Origin of the sequence: Streptomyces sp. CLV115, from assembly GCF_038448545.1 — a bacterium.
GTDB classification, from domain to species: Bacteria; Actinomycetota; Actinomycetes; order Streptomycetales; family Streptomycetaceae; genus Streptomyces; species Streptomyces sanglieri.
Genome location: NZ_JBCEWQ010000014.1, coordinates 46,087 through 62,725 on the forward strand (window position 1 = coordinate 46,087; position 16,639 = coordinate 62,725).

22 protein-coding genes and 1 pseudogene are annotated in these 16,639 nt (G+C 73.4%); 11 read left to right on the forward strand and 12 right to left on the reverse strand.

Features of this window, described 5'->3' with window-relative positions:
* Nucleotides 1-60 precede the first annotated feature (60 nt).
* Nucleotides 61-1,860, forward strand: coding sequence for a glycoside hydrolase family 15 protein (locus AADR41_RS07990; RefSeq protein WP_342280657.1), 1,800 nt, complete (start codon nucleotides 61-63; stop codon nucleotides 1,858-1,860).
* A 4-nt stretch (nucleotides 1,861-1,864) separates the two neighbouring features.
* The gene (locus AADR41_RS07995) at nucleotides 1,865-2,620 is read left to right on the forward strand and encodes an SDR family oxidoreductase (protein ID WP_342280658.1); all 756 of its coding nucleotides are present in this window, start codon (nucleotides 1,865-1,867) and stop codon (nucleotides 2,618-2,620) included.
* A gap of 66 nt (nucleotides 2,621-2,686) precedes the next feature.
* Here AADR41_RS07995 and amaP (AADR41_RS08000) read toward each other — a convergent pair whose 3' ends face one another.
* Genes amaP (AADR41_RS08000) through AADR41_RS08020 form a run of 5 tightly spaced genes read right to left on the reverse strand, consistent with a single transcriptional unit; the run spans nucleotide 2,687 to nucleotide 5,010 of the window.
* Nucleotides 2,687-3,265: an alkaline shock response membrane anchor protein AmaP gene (amaP, locus tag AADR41_RS08000; protein ID WP_446750993.1), complete on the reverse strand. Its 579-nt coding sequence runs from the start codon at nucleotides 3,263-3,265 to the stop codon at nucleotides 2,687-2,689.
* 5 nt (nucleotides 3,266-3,270) lie between these two features.
* Entirely contained in the window at nucleotides 3,271-3,957 is a 687-nt protein-coding gene (locus tag AADR41_RS08005; RefSeq protein WP_342280660.1) for a DUF6286 domain-containing protein, read from the reverse strand.
* On the reverse strand, nucleotides 3,954-4,316 hold the full coding sequence (locus AADR41_RS08010; protein ID WP_342280661.1) for a hypothetical protein: 363 nt from the start codon (nucleotides 4,314-4,316) through the stop codon (nucleotides 3,954-3,956). The genes AADR41_RS08005 and AADR41_RS08010 overlap by 4 nt, the downstream gene beginning before the upstream one ends.
* A complete protein-coding gene (locus tag AADR41_RS08015) occupies nucleotides 4,313-4,504 on the reverse strand; it encodes a hypothetical protein (RefSeq protein WP_342280662.1) in 192 nt (63 codons plus the stop codon). Before AADR41_RS08015 ends, AADR41_RS08010 begins: the two co-directional genes overlap by 4 nt.
* A 32-nt stretch (nucleotides 4,505-4,536) precedes the next feature.
* A complete protein-coding gene (locus AADR41_RS08020) occupies nucleotides 4,537-5,010 on the reverse strand; it encodes an Asp23/Gls24 family envelope stress response protein (RefSeq protein ID WP_342280663.1) in 474 nt (157 codons plus the stop codon).
* A 92-nt stretch (nucleotides 5,011-5,102) separates the two neighbouring features.
* Between AADR41_RS08020 and AADR41_RS08025 the strand changes: the two genes are divergently transcribed.
* Nucleotides 5,103-5,798: a hypothetical protein gene (locus AADR41_RS08025; RefSeq protein WP_342280664.1), complete on the forward strand. Its 696-nt coding sequence runs from the start codon at nucleotides 5,103-5,105 to the stop codon at nucleotides 5,796-5,798.
* 198 nt (nucleotides 5,799-5,996) lie between these two features.
* Here the strand turns inward: AADR41_RS08025 and AADR41_RS08030 are convergent, their stop codons facing one another.
* From AADR41_RS08030 to AADR41_RS08040, 3 genes are all read right to left on the reverse strand, one after another.
* Nucleotides 5,997-6,788, reverse strand: a complete 792-nt coding sequence (locus AADR41_RS08030) for an enoyl-CoA hydratase/isomerase family protein (protein WP_342280665.1) — start codon at nucleotides 6,786-6,788, stop codon at nucleotides 5,997-5,999.
* A 150-nt stretch (nucleotides 6,789-6,938) separates the two neighbouring features.
* Nucleotides 6,939-7,160, reverse strand: a complete 222-nt coding sequence (locus AADR41_RS08035; protein ID WP_018518904.1) for a helix-turn-helix domain-containing protein — start codon at nucleotides 7,158-7,160, stop codon at nucleotides 6,939-6,941.
* Nucleotides 7,161-7,501: 341 nt separating this feature from the next.
* Nucleotides 7,502-7,834: an ATP-binding cassette domain-containing protein gene (locus AADR41_RS08040; protein ID WP_446750994.1), complete on the reverse strand. Its 333-nt coding sequence runs from the start codon at nucleotides 7,832-7,834 to the stop codon at nucleotides 7,502-7,504.
* Between AADR41_RS08040 and AADR41_RS08045 the strand changes: the two are divergent.
* From AADR41_RS08045 to AADR41_RS08055, 3 genes and pseudogenes are all read left to right on the forward strand, one after another.
* A pseudogene (locus tag AADR41_RS08045) lies at nucleotides 7,769-8,242 on the forward strand (ATP-binding cassette domain-containing protein); the annotation flags it as partial. The gene AADR41_RS08040 and the pseudogene AADR41_RS08045 overlap by 66 nt on opposite strands.
* Before the next feature lie 341 nt (nucleotides 8,243-8,583).
* A complete protein-coding gene (locus AADR41_RS08050; protein WP_018518904.1) occupies nucleotides 8,584-8,805 on the forward strand; it encodes a helix-turn-helix domain-containing protein in 222 nt (73 codons plus the stop codon).
* Nucleotides 8,806-8,955: 150 nt separating this feature from the next.
* On the forward strand, nucleotides 8,956-9,747 hold the full coding sequence (locus AADR41_RS08055) for an enoyl-CoA hydratase/isomerase family protein (protein ID WP_342280665.1): 792 nt from the start codon (nucleotides 8,956-8,958) through the stop codon (nucleotides 9,745-9,747).
* Between the two features lie 198 nt (nucleotides 9,748-9,945).
* On the opposite strand, the gene AADR41_RS08060 is transcribed toward AADR41_RS08055, so the two are convergent.
* Nucleotides 9,946-10,641: a hypothetical protein gene (locus AADR41_RS08060; RefSeq protein ID WP_342280664.1), complete on the reverse strand. Its 696-nt coding sequence runs from the start codon at nucleotides 10,639-10,641 to the stop codon at nucleotides 9,946-9,948.
* Nucleotides 10,642-10,733: 92 nt separating this feature from the next.
* Here AADR41_RS08060 and AADR41_RS08065 point away from each other — a divergent pair, with 92 nt between their 5' ends.
* Genes AADR41_RS08065 through amaP (AADR41_RS08085) form a run of 5 tightly spaced genes read left to right on the forward strand, consistent with a single transcriptional unit; the run spans nucleotide 10,734 to nucleotide 13,057 of the window.
* Nucleotides 10,734-11,207, forward strand: a complete 474-nt coding sequence (locus AADR41_RS08065) for an Asp23/Gls24 family envelope stress response protein (RefSeq protein ID WP_342280663.1) — start codon at nucleotides 10,734-10,736, stop codon at nucleotides 11,205-11,207.
* Nucleotides 11,208-11,239: 32 nt separating this feature from the next.
* Complete coding sequence (locus tag AADR41_RS08070) at nucleotides 11,240-11,431, forward strand: hypothetical protein (RefSeq protein WP_342280662.1); 192 nt, start codon at nucleotides 11,240-11,242, stop codon at nucleotides 11,429-11,431.
* Complete coding sequence (locus AADR41_RS08075; protein WP_342280661.1) at nucleotides 11,428-11,790, forward strand: hypothetical protein; 363 nt, start codon at nucleotides 11,428-11,430, stop codon at nucleotides 11,788-11,790. Before AADR41_RS08070 ends, AADR41_RS08075 begins: the two co-directional genes overlap by 4 nt.
* Nucleotides 11,787-12,473, forward strand: a complete 687-nt coding sequence (locus AADR41_RS08080) for a DUF6286 domain-containing protein (protein ID WP_342280660.1) — start codon at nucleotides 11,787-11,789, stop codon at nucleotides 12,471-12,473. The genes AADR41_RS08075 and AADR41_RS08080 overlap by 4 nt, the downstream gene beginning before the upstream one ends.
* Nucleotides 12,474-12,478: 5 nt before the next feature.
* Complete coding sequence (amaP, locus tag AADR41_RS08085; protein WP_446750993.1) at nucleotides 12,479-13,057, forward strand: alkaline shock response membrane anchor protein AmaP; 579 nt, start codon at nucleotides 12,479-12,481, stop codon at nucleotides 13,055-13,057.
* 66 nt (nucleotides 13,058-13,123) lie between these two features.
* On the opposite strand, the gene AADR41_RS08090 is transcribed toward amaP (AADR41_RS08085), so the two are convergent.
* The 3 genes from AADR41_RS08090 to AADR41_RS08100 all read right to left on the reverse strand — a co-directional run bounded on the left by AADR41_RS08090 (nucleotide 13,124) and on the right by AADR41_RS08100 (nucleotide 16,595).
* Nucleotides 13,124-13,879 (reverse strand): SDR family oxidoreductase, encoded by a 756-nt coding sequence (locus AADR41_RS08090; RefSeq protein ID WP_342280658.1) that lies wholly within the window; start codon nucleotides 13,877-13,879, stop codon nucleotides 13,124-13,126.
* A gap of 4 nt (nucleotides 13,880-13,883) precedes the next feature.
* Nucleotides 13,884-15,683, reverse strand: a complete 1,800-nt coding sequence (locus AADR41_RS08095) for a glycoside hydrolase family 15 protein (protein WP_342280657.1) — start codon at nucleotides 15,681-15,683, stop codon at nucleotides 13,884-13,886.
* 99 nt (nucleotides 15,684-15,782) lie between these two features.
* Nucleotides 15,783-16,595 carry an SURF1 family cytochrome oxidase biogenesis protein gene (locus AADR41_RS08100; protein WP_342280656.1) on the reverse strand — a complete coding sequence of 271 codons (813 nt, stop codon included), beginning with the start codon at nucleotides 16,593-16,595 and terminating at the stop codon, nucleotides 15,783-15,785.
* Nucleotides 16,596-16,639 lie beyond the last annotated feature (44 nt).

A 16,639-nucleotide genomic window follows, 5' to 3' on the forward strand; every position in this document is an offset into this window, starting at 1 on the left:
GGGTGACCCCCGTGGGCCGGGATTGCTTAACGGGGCCCGGGTTCGGGAACACGCCAGAACGTGACCCCACGCATCGAGGACTACGCCCTCATCGGCGATCTCCAGACAGCCGCCCTGGTCGGCAGAAACGGTTCTGTCGACTGGCTCTGTCTGCCCCGCTTCGACTCGGGCGCCTGCTTCGCCGCCCTGCTCGGCGACGAGGACAACGGCCACTGGCGGATTGCCCCCAAGGGCGCGGACATCTGTACCCGGCGCGGCTACGCGGGTGACTCCCTCGTCCTGGAGACGTTCTGGGAGACCCGCACCGGCACGGTCAAGGTCATCGACTTCATGCCGCAGCGCGACCGGGAACCCGACGTCATGCGGATCGTCGAGGGTGTCAGCGGCACCGTCGAGATGAGCTCCGTGATCCGGCTGCGCTTCGACTTCGGCTCGGTCGTGCCGTGGATGCGCCGCTCGCAGGGGCACCGGGTGGCGGTCGCGGGGCCGGACTCGGCCTGGCTGCGCAGCGAGCCGCCGGTCAAGACCTGGGGCCAGCAGTTCTCCACCTGCTCGTCGTTCAGCGTCTCGGCGGGCGAGAAGGTGGCGTTCGTCCTGACCTGGCATCCCTCGCACTCGCCCCGCCCCGAGCTGGTCGACCCGCACGAGGCGCTGGAGAACACCCTGTCCGACTGGGCCGAGTGGTCCGCCCGGTGCAAGTACCGGGGGCCCTACCGGGAAGCGGTGATCCGCTCGTTGATCACGCTGAAGGCGCTGACCTTCGGCCCGACCGGCGGCATCGTGGCGGCGCCCACCACCTCGCTGCCGGAGGAGATCGGGGGCGTACGGAACTGGGACTACCGCTTCTGCTGGCTGCGGGACTCCACGCTGACCCTGGGCTCCCTCGTCTCGGCCGGCTATCTGGAGGAGGCCGCCGCCTGGCGGGACTGGCTGCTGCGGGCGGTCGCCGGGGATCCGGCCGACCTCCAGATCATGTACGGCCTCGCGGGCGAGCGCAGGCTGCCCGAGGCGGAGCTTTCGTGGCTGCGCGGCTACGAGAACTCCGCCCCGGTCCGGATCGGCAACGCCGCGGTCCGCCAGCGTCAGCTCGATGTGTACGGGGAGGTCATCGACTCCTTGCGGCTCGCCCGGGAAGCCGGGCTGGACGACAAGCCGCACGCCTGGAACCTGCAGCTCAGCCTGCTCGGCTTCCTGGAGTCCACCTGGCGCGAGCCGGACGAGGGGCTGTGGGAGATCCGCGGCCAGCGCCGTCACTTCGTGCACTCCAAGGTGATGGCCTGGGTCGCCGCCGACCGCGCCGTACGCACCCTGGAGAACAACCCCTCGCTGGCCGGCGACGCCGACCGGTGGCGGGCGATGCGGGACGCCGTGCACCGGGAGGTGTGCGAGAAGGGGTACGACCCGGAGCGGAACACCTTCACGCAGTCCTACGGATCGCGGAACCTGGACGCCGCGACGCTGCTGATCCCCCGGACCGGTTTCCTGCCGCCGGACGACCCCCGGGTGATCGGTACGGTCGACGCGGTCCGGGCCGAGCTGGGCAGGGACTGTCTGGTCCGCCGCTACAGCACGGACGGCGCCTCGATCGACGGGCTGCCCGGCAGCGAAGGGGCCTTCCTGGCGTGCTCGTTCTGGATGGCGGACGCCCTGCGCCTGACCGGGCGCGGCGAGGAGGCCCGGGACCTCTTCGAACGGCTGCTGGCGCTCCGCAACGACGTGGGGCTGCTCGCCGAGGAGTACGACACCGTCGGCCGCCGCCAGCTGGGCAACTTCCCGCAGGCGTTCAGCCACATCGGCCTCGTGGGCACCGCCATGGCACTGGCCGGGGAGGACACGCTGGAGCCGGACGCGGCAGGATAGGGCCATGGATCTTGGACTGAAGGACCGTGTGTACATCGTCACCGGAGCGACCCGGGGGCTGGGCAACGCCACGGCGCGGGCGCTCGCCGACGACGGGGCGAGGGTGATCGTCACCGGCCGGGAGGAGAGGCGTGCCGAGGCGGCCGCCGCCGAACTGGGGCCGGACGCGGTCGGCCTCGGCGCCGACAACGCCGACCCGGCGTCCGCGCGGCGTCTGGTGGACGCGGCGCACGAACGGTTCGGCCGGCTGGACGGCATCCTCATCAGCGTCGGCGGGCCGGCCCCCGGTTTCCTCGCCGACAACACCGACGAGCAGTGGCAGTCGGCCTTCGATTCGGTGTTCCTGGGTGCGGTGCGGCTCGCCAGGGCCGCGGCGGACGTGCTCGGCGAGGGCGGCGTCATCGGCTTCGTGCTCTCCGGCTCCGTGTACGAGCCGATCCCCGGGCTGACCATCTCCAACGGGCTCCGTCCCGGCCTGGCCGGTTTCGCCAAGTCCCTGGCGGACGAGCTCGGTCCGCGCGGGATCCGGGTGGTGGGCGTGCTGCCGGCCCGGATCGACACGGACCGGGTGCGTGAGCTGGACGCCCTCTCGGGCGACGCGGAGGCCGCCCGGACGGCCAACGAGGCGCAGATCCCGCTGCGGCGCTACGGCACCCCGGAGGAGTTCGGCCGGACCGCGGCGTTCCTGCTCTCGCCCGCGGCCTCGTATCTGACGGGCATCATGGTGCCGGTCGACGGCGGCTCCCGGCACGGCTTCTGAGCCGGAGCCCGGCACCGGTCGCCGGCCGGAACCGTCCGGCGGCCGGGAGGGCCACGGCAGCGGCGGTCAGCTCACCCGCTCCGCGCGGTGCCTGACCGCCCTCAGCCGCACCTCGGCCGGCAGCTCGGCCAGCCCCGCCGAATCCCGCGCATGGGCCAGCGCCTCGTCGCCGAGGCGGCCGAGCGTCTCGTCCGGCGCCGCGTGCGGCTCCATCAGCAGGCGGATCCTGGCGTGCGGCGAGCTGCGCCGGCCGGTCAGCGCGACCTGGGCGCTGGCCACCCCGTCCAGCGTTCCCGCCTCGCCGGCGAGCACCCCTTCCAGGGCCCGGCCCCGCAGCAGCGCCCCCTCGCCGTCCCCGCTGTCCACCAGGATCTCGGAGAGGCGGGCCCGGCGCAGCTGGGCCAGCAGCCACCACAGGGCGAGCACGACCACGACGGCGAGGACGGCGATGACCGTCGGCCACCACCAGCCCTGATCCCGCCAGCGGTACCGGTCGGCCACGCTGACGAGCACATCGTCCTTGCCGTACCAGGGCCACCAGGACGGCACGGCGAGGCCGAGGCCGGCGGCGAGCACCGCGCCGCCGCCGCAGATCAGCACCAGCCCGGCGAGGCCGAGCAGTGCCCGGTTGACGGTCCTGAGCAACGGATTCACCCCTTCTTCGCGGGCCGGCGGACATGTACGGACAGGCTCGGCGGCCGGGCCAGTCCCAGCTCCTTGATACCGGTCCCGAGCACGGTGTCCAGATCGGCACGTACCTCGTCGAGTTCACGGAAGTGCGACACGGCGCGCACCACCGCCCTGCGCCGGCCCATCCGGACCCGCACCGACTGCACCCCGGACACCTCGACGGCCCGGTCGCGCAGCACCAGTGCGGCCGCGGACCGGTCGAGTGCGGCGCGTACGCCGGGGCGGTCGCGGCGCATGGGCAGCAGGGCGCGGAGGCCGGGGGTGGCGGCGAGCACCAGCAGCCACAGGCCGATCGCCACGGCCGCCGCGGCGGCGCCGAGCAGCCAGGCGCTGTGCAGCGGGCGCTCGGCGAGCTGGCCGGCCAGCGACCGGCGCCAGCGCATTGCCGGATGGCCGGCCCGTACCGCCGCCACGTCGTAGAGCAGCAGTCCGGTGCCGCCGAGGACCAGCAGTGCCAGGACCGCCGCGGGGATCCGGCGCGCCGACCAGAAGCGGCCCGCCCCAAAGGCGCCCGCCTGCCGGGCGGGTACCGGGTCGTACGCGGCGGAGGAGGCGGACTGGTCGAGTTCGAGCACGTCCCCCTGTTCGACGGGGCCGGTGGTGGGCGGCGCCTGGGCGGGCCGCTCCGGTCCGTGGGGCTCGGTCACTGGATCCTCCCCTGTGCCGCGGCGCTCGCTCCCGTCGGGTGCAAGCGCTCGACCTGTACGGCCACCTCGGGCACTTCCATCCCCGCCAACGCCCTTACCCGCTCGGCGACATGCCGACGCACACGGCCGCACCGGCGGCCGATGTCGCAGGGGTAGCCGAGCTCCAGGCTCACCCGCACCCGGGCGGTGCCCCGGTGCACCGTGACGGTGGCGCGCGGCGGGGCACCCTGCTCCGGCGGCTCGTCGATCGCCTCCTTCGCCGCCTGCGCGGCGATCTTCGCGACCACCCGGTCGGCGATCCGGGTCTCCCCGCGCTCACCTGCGGCGATCCGGTCCTTCGCCCCCGACAACGCCGTCACCGCCGTCGGTCGCCGCGCCCGCGACTCCGGAAGAAGTCGCCGAGCTCCAGGTCGCCCTCCAGGAGGCGACCGACGACGAAGCCGACCGCCCCGAGTGCGGCCACCAGCAGGAAGGCCCCGAAGCCGCCGAAGTACCCGGCGAATGCGAGCGCCATGCCGGCCACCATGCCGGCCACAGCCATGCTCATCGTGTGCTCCTCAACTGCCTCTCGCCGGAGGCCTACTGGAGGCGTGGCTCCGGCTGGTCCTCGTCGTCGGCCTCGTCGGGCAGCTTCACGTCGCTCACCGCGATATTGACCTCGACGACCTCCAGGCCGGTCATCCGCTCGACCGCCGCGACCACGTTCTCCCGCACGTCACGGGCCACGTCGGAGATCGACACGCCGTAATCGACGACGATCTCCAGGTCGAGCGCGGTCTGCGACTCGCCGACCTCCGCCTTCACCCCGCGGGTGACGGACTTGCCACCGCCGGGTACCCGGTCGCGCACCGCTCCGAAGGTGCGTGAGAAGCCGCTGCCCATCGCATGGACGCCGACCACGTCGCGGGTCGCCATTCCGGCGATCTTCTCGACCACGCCGTCGGCGATGGTCGTACGGCCGCGGGTGGCGGGCGCTCCCCCACCGCGTTTGACCAGGTGGCTCGATTCCTTGTCGGGGCTCTCGGGGCGGTTCCGCTGCGTGGTGTCGGTCATCGCCATCTTTCCCTTCTGAGCATGTTGTACCTCTTTGCCCACATTAGGTGTGCTTGCTCCGCAGCGCGCCGTGGATGCGGCAGGCTGGGGCAATGACGACGGCTGACGACCCACGCAGGGCGGACGGATGGACAGCGGCGGTCCGGCAACGGCTCGGCCTCGGCCGGCTCCTTCCGCTGGGCGGCCCGGCGGACGGGGCCTGGATCTCCGAGCGGGCCGCGGTCGCGGTGCTGCGCCGCGCGGTGACGGGCCCCGGCCTCGTGCTCGGGGAGCTGAGGATCTCGGTGGCCGATCCGGACGGGGCGCCGGAGGCGGAGGTGGAGCCGCCGCCCAGCGCGCTGCGGCCGGGTCCGCTGCGGATCGAGGCGGCCGTGTCGGCGGTGTCCGGTCAGCCGCTGCCCGCCGCGGCCGAGGCGCTGCGCTCGGCACTGCTGACGGCGGCCGGCCGGCGGCTGGGCCTGGTGGTCGCGGCGGTGGACGTCCGGGTGACGGAACTGCTGGACGCGGCGCCCGAGCCACCGGCCGCCGTCCCGGCCGAGGTGCGCAGGGCAAGGGCGGAGGGGGCCGCGGCGTCCGCGGCGGCGGGTGTCGCGGGTGTGGTGACGCTGACCCGGGTGCTGGGGCACGCGGTGCACGCGCGCCCGGACCATGTGCGGGTCGAGCTGGCGACGGCCCCGGACCACCGGGCGCTCGACGTGGCCCGTGCGGTGCGGGCCGCCGTGGCGGCCGCGGTGGAGGGCGATCCCTCGGTCGCGGTGCTGGTCACGGCGGTGGTGGAACAGGACTGATCGCGGGGCGGGTCCGGGAATCCGGGGTCCGGCCCGCCGCGCGACCGGGCAGGTCCGGGGTCCGGACCCGCCGCGCGACCGGGCAGGTCCGGGGTCCGGACCCGCCCCGCGACCGGGCAGGTCCGGGGTCCGGACCCGCCCCGCGACCGGGCAGGTCCGGGGGCCGAACTCCGGCCCGCCCCGCGATCGTCGTCGGTCTCAGTCGGTGATGCCCGCCAGATCGCGCAGCCGACGGCCCTGCGCGGCCCGTTCGGCGACGCGCTGCTCCTCGTAACCGCGCGAGACGGCACCGCTCAGCAGCGCCTTGGTCTCCACGACGGCGTCGCGCGGGGCGGCCAGCAGCGCGCCGGCCAGATCGCGGGCCGCCGCGTCCAGCTCACCGGCCGGGACGACGAGATTGGCCAGGCCGGTGCGCCCGGCCTCCTCGGCGTGCACGAAGCGGCCCGTGGCGCAGATTTCGAGCGCGCGGGCGTACCCCACCAGGTTGACCAGGGGGTGCGTACCGGTGAGGTCGGGCACCAGACCGAGGCTGGTCTCGCGCATGGCGAACTGCACGTCCTCGGCGACGATCCGCAGATCACAGGCGAGGGCGAGCTGGAAGCCGGCACCGATCGCATGCCCCTGGACGGCCGCGATCGACACGATGTCGTTGCGGCGCCACCAGGTGAACGCCTCCTGGTACTCGGCGATGGTCGCGTCGAGCTCGGCCTCCGGGCCGCGCGCCATGTCGAGGAAGGACGGCTCGCCGTCGAACCCCTCGGGGGTGAACGCCTGCCGGTCCAGTCCCGCGGAGAAGGATTTGCCCTCGCCGCGGAGCACGACGACCCGCACACTGCCGGGCAGTGCCCGGCCGGCCTCCGTCAACGCCCGCCACAGAGCGGGGGACTGAGCGTTGCGCTTGGCCGGATTGGTGAGGGTCACCGTGGCGACCGCGTCGTCGACGGTGAGTCGTACGCCGTCCTTGTCGAGCACAGAGTCGATCGAGGTCATGGGGCGCCTCCGGTTCCGTTCAGTCAGCATGCACAGCTAAGTGACTGAACAGTAACCACCCGGTCGACATCGCTGCCGGCCGGGTGGCCACCGCCGAAAGCCGGTGAACCCCGGGGCGGACCGGACGGCCTGCCCCGACCGCGCGGGCCGTCAGGCCGTGGCGGCCTTCTTGCCCCGTGTCGCTCCGCCGCGTCCCCGCAGCGTGACTCCGGACTCACTGAGCATCCGGTGGACGAATCCGTAGGAGCGGCCGGTCTCTTCGGCCAACGCCCGGATGCTCGCACCGGAGTCGTACTTCTTCTTCAGGTCTGCCGCGAGCTTGTCGCGCGCGGCGCCGGTCACCCGGCTGCCCTTCTTCAGAGTCTCGGCCACCCGTGCCTCCTCATGGGAAGTGCGCTCTGGACTCTCATGATCACCCCTCGGGGGCTTCCTGGCCACCCATTCGGCAAGGTCCGTGCGACCCGGTTCCCGGCCGGAGAACGGGCCGACACGACCGGAATCCCGCATTCCGTGGGGCTGTGGCGGCGGACGGAACAGGGCCCGGGGCGAATCGGCAGGTCAGGGCCACACGGGGAACAGGACCCCCGTACGGGTGCACCCGGCAGGTATCTGCCGGGTGCCGCGCCGGGGTACGAGACGTACTCACGCAGATGATGGATCACGCGTAGGCGCAATGATCCGGACGGAGTGGATCAGACGGGCCGCGGGCGGGATCAGGCAAGCGCGACCAGGTCCTGGTAGTCCGCACCCCACAGGTCCTCGACGCCGTCGGGCAGCAGGATGATGCGCTCCGGCTGGAGTGCCTCGACCGCTCCCTCGTCGTGGGTGACGAGGACGACGGCGCCCTTGTACGTGCGCAGCGCGCCGAGGATCTCCGCGCGGCTGGCCAGGTCGAGGTTGTTGGTCGGCTCGTCCAGCAGCAGCACATTGGCGGAGGAGACCACCAGGGTCGCCAGGGCGAGACGGGTCTTCTCGCCGCCGGAGAGGACACCGGCAAGGTGATCGAGGGCCACGGTCTCAAGCTCGGCTACTACGCCCAGGAGCACGAGACCCTCGACCCGGACCGCTCCGTCCTGGAGAACATGCGCTCCGCGGCGCCCGACCTCGACCTGGTCGAGGTCCGCAAGACGCTGGGCTCCTTCCTCTTCTCCGGCGACGACGTCGACAAGCCCGCCGGTGTCCTCTCCGGCGGCGAGAAGACCCGTCTCGCCCTGGCGACCCTGGTGGTCTCCTCCGCCAATGTGCTGCTGCTGGACGAGCCGACCAACAACCTCGACCTGGCCAGCCGCGCGGAGATCCTCGGCGCGCTGCGCACGTACAAGGGCGCCGTCGTCCTCGTCACCCACGACGAGGGAGCGGTCGAGGCACTCCAGCCGGAGCGCATCATCCTGCTGCCCGACGGCGTCGAGGACCTGTGGGGTGCGGACTACCAGGACCTGGTCGCGCTTGCCTGATCCCGCCCGCGGCCCGTCTGATCCACTCCGTCCGGATCATTGCGCCTACGCGTGATCCATCATCTGCGTGAGTACGTCTCGTACCCCGGCGCGGCACCCGGCAGATACCTGCCGGGTGCACCCGTACGGGGGTCCTGTTCCCCGTGTGGCCCTGACCTGCCGATTCGCCCCGGGCCCTGTTCCGTCCGCCGCCACAGCCCCACGGAATGCGGGATTCCGGTCGTGTCGGCCCGTTCTCCGGCCGGGAACCGGGTCGCACGGACCTTGCCGAATGGGTGGCCAGGAAGCCCCCGAGGGGTGATCATGAGAGTCCAGAGCGCACTTCCCATGAGGAGGCACGGGTGGCCGAGACTCTGAAGAAGGGCAGCCGGGTGACCGGCGCCGCGCGCGACAAGCTCGCGGCAGACCTGAAGAAGAAGTACGACTCCGGTGCGAGCATCCGGGCGTTGGCCGAAGAGACCGGCCGCTCCTACGGATTCGTCCACCGGATGCTCAGTGAGTCCGGAGTCACGCTGCGGGGACGCGGCGGAGCGACACGGGGCAAGAAGGCCGCCACGGCCTGACGGCCCGCGCGGTCGGGGCAGGCCGTCCGGTCCGCCCCGGGGTTCACCGGCTTTCGGCGGTGGCCACCCGGCCGGCAGCGATGTCGACCGGGTGGTTACTGTTCAGTCACTTAGCTGTGCATGCTGACTGAACGGAACCGGAGGCGCCCCATGACCTCGATCGACTCTGTGCTCGACAAGGACGGCGTACGACTCACCGTCGACGACGCGGTCGCCACGGTGACCCTCACCAATCCGGCCAAGCGCAACGCTCAGTCCCCCGCTCTGTGGCGGGCGTTGACGGAGGCCGGCCGGGCACTGCCCGGCAGTGTGCGGGTCGTCGTGCTCCGCGGCGAGGGCAAATCCTTCTCCGCGGGACTGGACCGGCAGGCGTTCACCCCCGAGGGGTTCGACGGCGAGCCGTCCTTCCTCGACATGGCGCGCGGCCCGGAGGCCGAGCTCGACGCGACCATCGCCGAGTACCAGGAGGCGTTCACCTGGTGGCGCCGCAACGACATCGTGTCGATCGCGGCCGTCCAGGGGCATGCGATCGGTGCCGGCTTCCAGCTCGCCCTCGCCTGTGATCTGCGGATCGTCGCCGAGGACGTGCAGTTCGCCATGCGCGAGACCAGCCTCGGTCTGGTGCCCGACCTCACCGGTACGCACCCCCTGGTCAACCTGGTGGGGTACGCCCGCGCGCTCGAAATCTGCGCCACGGGCCGCTTCGTGCACGCCGAGGAGGCCGGGCGCACCGGCCTGGCCAATCTCGTCGTCCCGGCCGGTGAGCTGGACGCGGCGGCCCGCGATCTGGCCGGCGCGCTGCTGGCCGCCCCGCGCGACGCCGTCGTGGAGACCAAGGCGCTGCTGAGCGGTGCCGTCTCGCGCGGTTACGAGGAGCAGCGCGTCGCCGAACGGGCCGCGCAGGGCCGTCGGCTGCGCGATCTGGCGGGCATCACCGACTGAGACCGACGACGATCGCGGGGCGGGCCGGAGTTCGGCCCCCGGACCTGCCCGGTCGCGGGGCGGGTCCGGACCCCGGACCTGCCCGGTCGCGGGGCGGGTCCGGACCCCGGACCTGCCCGGTCGCGCGGCGGGTCCGGACCCCGGACCTGCCCGGTCGCGCGGCGGGCCGGACCCCGGATTCCCGGACCCGCCCCGCGATCAGTCCTGTTCCACCACCGCCGTGACCAGCACCGCGACCGAGGGATCGCCCTCCACCGCGGCCGCCACGGCGGCCCGCACCGCACGGGCCACGTCGAGCGCCCGGTGGTCCGGGGCCGTCGCCAGCTCGACCCGCACATGGTCCGGGCGCGCGTGCACCGCGTGCCCCAGCACCCGGGTCAGCGTCACCACACCCGCGACACCCGCCGCCGCGGACGCCGCGGCCCCCTCCGCCCTTGCCCTGCGCACCTCGGCCGGGACGGCGGCCGGTGGCTCGGGCGCCGCGTCCAGCAGTTCCGTCACCCGGACGTCCACCGCCGCGACCACCAGGCCCAGCCGCCGGCCGGCCGCCGTCAGCAGTGCCGAGCGCAGCGCCTCGGCCGCGGCGGGCAGCGGCTGACCGGACACCGCCGACACGGCCGCCTCGATCCGCAGCGGACCCGGCCGCAGCGCGCTGGGCGGCGGCTCCACCTCCGCCTCCGGCGCCCCGTCCGGATCGGCCACCGAGATCCTCAGCTCCCCGAGCACGAGGCCGGGGCCCGTCACCGCGCGGCGCAGCACCGCGACCGCGGCCCGCTCGGAGATCCAGGCCCCGTCCGCCGGGCCGCCCAGCGGAAGGAGCCGGCCGAGGCCGAGCCGTTGCCGGACCGCCGCTGTCCATCCGTCCGCCCTGCGTGGGTCGTCAGCCGTCGTCATTGCCCCAGCCTGCCGCATCCACGGCGCGCTGCGGAGCAAGCACACCTAATGTGGGCAAAGAGGTACAACATGCTCAGAAGGGAAAGATGGCGATGACCGACACCACGCAGCGGAACCGCCCCGAGAGCCCCGACAAGGAATCGAGCCACCTGGTCAAACGCGGTGGGGGAGCGCCCGCCACCCGCGGCCGTACGACCATCGCCGACGGCGTGGTCGAGAAGATCGCCGGAATGGCGACCCGCGACGTGGTCGGCGTCCATGCGATGGGCAGCGGCTTCTCACGCACCTTCGGAGCGGTGCGCGACCGGGTACCCGGCGGTGGCAAGTCCGTCACCCGCGGGGTGAAGGCGGAGGTCGGCGAGTCGCAGACCGCGCTCGACCTGGAGATCGTCGTCGATTACGGCGTGTCGATCTCCGACGTGGCCCGTGACGTGCGGGAGAACGTGGTCGCGGCGGTCGAGCGGATGACCGGCCTGGAGGTCGTCGAGGTCAATATCGCGGTGAGCGACGTGAAGCTGCCCGACGAGGCCGACGACGAGGACCAGCCGGAGCCACGCCTCCAGTAGGCCTCCGGCGAGAGGCAGTTGAGGAGCACACGATGAGCATGGCTGTGGCCGGCATGGTGGCCGGCATGGCGCTCGCATTCGCCGGGTACTTCGGCGGCTTCGGGGCCTTCCTGCTGGTGGCCGCACTCGGGGCGGTCGGCTTCGTCGTCGGTCGCCTCCTGGAGGGCGACCTGGAGCTCGGCGACTTCTTCCGGAGTCGCGGGCGCGGCGACCGACGGCGGTGACGGCGTTGTCGGGGGCGAAGGACCGGATCGCCGCAGGTGAGCGCGGGGAGACCCGGATCGCCGACCGGGTGGTCGCGAAGATCGCCGCGCAGGCGGCGAAGGAGGCGATCGACGAGCCGCCGGAGCAGGGTGCCCCGCCGCGCGCCACCGTCACGGTGCACCGGGGCACCGCCCGGGTGCGGGTGAGCCTGGAGCTCGGCTACCCCTGCGACATCGGCCGCCGGTGCGGCCGTGTGCGTCGGCATGTCGCCGAGCGGGTAAGGGCGTTGGCGGGGATGGAAGTGCCCGAGGTGGCCGTACAGGTCGAGCGCTTGCACCCGACGGGAGCGAGCGCCGCGGCACAGGGGAGGATCCAGTGACCGAGCCCCACGGACCGGAGCGGCCCGCCCAGGCGCCGCCCACCACCGGCCCCGTCGAACAGGGGGACGTGCTCGAACTCGACCAGTCCGCCTCCTCCGCCGCGTACGACCCGGTACCCGCCCGGCAGGCGGGCGCCTTTGGGGCGGGCCGCTTCTGGTCGGCGCGCCGGATCCCCGCGGCGGTCCTGGCACTGCTGGTCCTCGGCGGCACCGGACTGCTGCTCTACGACGTGGCGGCGGTACGGGCCGGCCATCCGGCAATGCGCTGGCGCCGGTCGCTGGCCGGCCAGCTCGCCGAGCGCCCGCTGCACAGCGCCTGGCTGCTCGGCGCCGCCGCGGCGGCCGTGGCGATCGGCCTGTGGCTGCTGGTGCTCGCCGCCACCCCCGGCCTCCGCGCCCTGCTGCCCATGCGCCGCGACCGCCCCGGCGTACGCGCCGCACTCGACCGGTCCGCGGCCGCACTGGTGCTGCGCGACCGGGCCGTCGAGGTGTCCGGGGTGCAGTCGGTGCGGGTCCGGATGGGCCGGCGCAGGGCGGTGGTGCGCGCCGTGTCGCACTTCCGTGAACTCGACGAGGTACGTGCCGATCTGGACACCGTGCTCGGGACCGGTATCAAGGAGCTGGGACTGGCCCGGCCGCCGAGCCTGTCCGTACATGTCCGCCGGCCCGCGAAGAAGGGGTGAATCCGTTGCTCAGGACCGTCAACCGGGCACTGCTCGGCCTCGCCGGGCTGGTGCTGATCTGCGGCGGCGGCGCGGTGCTCGCCGCCGGCCTCGGCCTCGCCGTGCCGTCCTGGTGGCCCTGGTACGGCAAGGACGATGTGCTCGTCAGCGTGGCCGACCGGTACCGCTGGCGGGATCAGGGCTGGTGGTGGCCGACGGTCATCGCCGTCCTCGCCGTCGTGGTCGTGCTCGCCCTGTGGTGGCTGCTGGCCCAGCTGCGCCGGGCCCGCCTCTCCGAGATCCTGGTGGACAGCGGGGACGGCGAGGGGGCGCTGCTGCGGGGCCGGGCCCTGGAAGGGGTGCTCGCCGGCGAGGCGGGAACGCTGGACGGGGTGGCCAGCGCCCAGGTCGCGCTGACCGGCCGGCGCAGCTCGCCGCACGCCAGGATCCGCCTGCTGATGGAGCCGCACGCGGCGCCGGACGAGACGCTCGGCCGCCTCGGCGACGAGGCGCTGGCCCATGCGCGGGATTCGGCGGGGCTGGCCGAGCTGCCGGCCGAGGTGCGGCTGAGGGCGGTCAGGCACCGCGCGGAGCGGGTGAGCTGACCGCCGCTGCCGTGGCCCTCCCGGCCGCCGGACGGTTCCGGCCGGCGACCGGTGCCGGGCTCCGGCTCAGAAGCCGTGCCGGGAGCCGCCGTCGACCGGCACCATGATGCCCGTCAGATACGAGGCCGCGGGCGAGAGCAGGAACGCCGCGGTCCGGCCGAACTCCTCCGGGGTGCCGTAGCGCCGCAGCGGGATCTGCGCCTCGTTGGCCGTCCGGGCGGCCTCCGCGTCGCCCGAGAGGGCGTCCAGCTCACGCACCCGGTCCGTGTCGATCCGGGCCGGCAGCACGCCCACCACCCGGATCCCGCGCGGACCGAGCTCGTCCGCCAGGGACTTGGCGAAACCGGCCAGGCCGGGACGGAGCCCGTTGGAGATGGTCAGCCCGGGGATCGGCTCGTACACGGAGCCGGAGAGCACGAAGCCGATGACGCCGCCCTCGCCGAGCACGTCCGCCGCGGCCCTGGCGAGCCGCACCGCACCCAGGAACACCGAATCGAAGGCCGACTGCCACTGCTCGTCGGTGTTGTCGGCGAGGAAACCGGGGGCCGGCCCGCCGACGCTGATGAGGATGCCGTCCAGCCGGCCGAACCGTTCGTGCGCCGCGTCCACCAGACGCCGCGCGGACGCCGGGTCGGCGTTGTCGGCGCCGAGGCCGACCGCGTCCGGCCCCAGTTCGGCGGCGGCCGCCTCGGCACGCCTCTCCTCCCGGCCGGTGACGATCACCCTCGCCCCGTCGTCGGCGAGCGCCCGCGCCGTGGCGTTGCCCAGCCCCCGGGTCGCTCCGGTGACGATGTACACACGGTCCTTCAGTCCAAGATCCATGGCCCTATCCTGCCGCGTCCGGCTCCAGCGTGTCCTCCCCGGCCAGTGCCATGGCGGTGCCCACGAGGCCGATGTGGCTGAACGCCTGCGGGAAGTTGCCCAGCTGGCGGCGGCCGACGGTGTCGTACTCCTCGGCGAGCAGCCCCACGTCGTTGCGGAGCGCCAGCAGCCGTTCGAAGAGGTCCCGGGCCTCCTCGCCGCGCCCGGTCAGGCGCAGGGCGTCCGCCATCCAGAACGAGCACGCCAGGAAGGCCCCTTCGCTGCCGGGCAGCCCGTCGATCGAGGCGCCGTCCGTGCTGTAGCGGCGGACCAGACAGTCCCTGCCCAGCTCGGCCCGGACCGCGTCGACCGTACCGATCACCCGGGGGTCGTCCGGCGGCAGGAAACCGGTCCGGGGGATCAGCAGCGTCGCGGCGTCCAGGTTCCGCGATCCGTAGGACTGCGTGAAGGTGTTCCGCTCCGGGTCGTACCCCTTCTCGCACACCTCCCGGTGCACGGCGTCCCGCATCGCCCGCCACCGGTCGGCGTCGCCGGCCAGCGAGGGGTTGTTCTCCAGGGTGCGTACGGCGCGGTCGGCGGCGACCCAGGCCATCACCTTGGAGTGCACGAAGTGACGGCGCTGGCCGCGGATCTCCCACAGCCCCTCGTCCGGCTCGCGCCAGGTGGACTCCAGGAAGCCGAGCAGGCTGAGCTGCAGGTTCCAGGCGTGCGGCTTGTCGTCCAGCCCGGCTTCCCGGGCGAGCCGCAAGGAGTCGATGACCTCCCCGTACACATCGAGCTGACGCTGGCGGACCGCGGCGTTGCCGATCCGGACCGGGGCGGAGTTCTCGTAGCCGCGCAGCCACGAAAGCTCCGCCTCGGGCAGCCTGCGCTCGCCCGCGAGGCCGTACATGATCTGGAGGTCGGCCGGATCCCCGGCGACCGCCCGCAGCAGCCAGTCCCGCCAGGCGGCGGCCTCCTCCAGATAGCCGGCCGAGACGAGGGAGCCCAGGGTCAGCGTGGAGTCCCGCAGCCAGCAGAAGCGGTAGTCCCAGTTCCGTACGCCCCCGATCTCCTCCGGCAGCGAGGTGGTGGGCGCCGCCACGATGCCGCCGGTCGGGCCGAAGGTCAGCGCCTTCAGCGTGATCAACGAGCGGATCACCGCTTCCCGGTAGGGCCCCCGGTACTTGCACCGGGCGGACCACTCGGCCCAGTCGGACAGGGTGTTCTCCAGCGCCTCGTGCGGGTCGACCAGCTCGGGGCGGGGCGAGTGCGAGGGATGCCAGGTCAGGACGAACGCCACCTTCTCGCCCGCCGAGACGCTGAACGACGAGCAGGTGGAGAACTGCTGGCCCCAGGTCTTGACCGGCGGCTCGCTGCGCAGCCAGGCCGAGTCCGGCCCCGCGACCGCCACCCGGTGCCCCTGCGAGCGGCGCATCCACGGCACGACCGAGCCGAAGTCGAAGCGCAGCCGGATCACGGAGCTCATCTCGACGGTGCCGCTGACACCCTCGACGATCCGCATGACGTCGGGTTCCCGGTCGCGCTGCGGCATGAAGTCGATGACCTTGACCGTGCCGGTGCGGGTCTCCCAGAACGTCTCCAGGACGAGGGAGTCACCCGCGTAGCCGCGCCGGGTACAGATGTCCGCGCCCTTGGGGGCAATCCGCCAGTGGCCGTTGTCCTCGTCGCCGAGCAGGGCGGCGAAGCAGGCGCCCGAGTCGAAGCGGGGCAGACAGAGCCAGTCGACAGAACCGTTTCTGCCGACCAGGGCGGCTGTCTGGAGATCGCCGATGAGGGCGTAGTCCTCGATGCGTGGGGTCACGTTCTGGCGTGTTCCCGAACCCGGGCCCCGTTAAGCAATCCCGGCCCACGGGGGTCACCCGGCCGGGAACGTCCCGGCCCGCATCCGGCGGACACGTCGTCAGGCCGTGGCGGGTTCCGGCTTCTCCGGCTCGGCGGGCCGCTGCTCCCCGGCAGCGGCCTTCGCCGCCTCTGCCCGGTCGCGCTTCTCCCGGCGCGCCAGCACCACGTACCCGACGGGAACACCGGCGGCGAAGAGCCACCACTGCACGGCGTACGCCATGTGCGGGCCGATCGAGCCGTCGTCGGGGGCCTCGATCAGCTCCGGGAAGTCGCCGACGGACTCGGGCGCGGTCTGCTCGATGTAGCCGCCGAGCACCGGCCGGGCGAGCCTCTTGGCCTCCTGGGCGCTGCTGATCAGCATCACCTGGCGGTCCGGCAGGTCCGAGATGTCCTTGATGCCGCTGGCGCTCGTCGTCTCGTCGGCCTTGAGCCGGCCGGTGACGGTCACCTCGCCCCGGGGCACGGCCGGCACGTCGGGGAAGGCCTGCTGGCTCGCGGCGGAGGGCACCCAGCCCCGGTTGACCAGGACCGTGCCGCCGCCCTTGAGGTCGAGCGGGGTCAGTACGTGGACGCCGATCCGGCCGTCGGTGGAGGTCCTGCGGCGTACGACCACCTGATGCCTGGTGTCGTACGTGCCGGTGGCCGTCACCGTCCGCCAGTAGTCGGAGCGCGGGACCGTGTGGCCCGGGGCGGTGAGCGAGGCGACCGGCACCGGCGCCGCTTTGAGATTGCGGGAGATCAGGGCGTTCTGCGCGACCTTGTGCTCATGCCGGTGCAGCTGCCAGAGGCCCAGCTCGACCATGGTGGGAATCAGGACGAGGGCGAGGAGGGCGAGGATCAGCCACTGCCGGGTCAACAGGAAGCGGTACACCCCACGACGGTACAACTCTGCCGTGGGGCGCCTCGCGCAGGGGT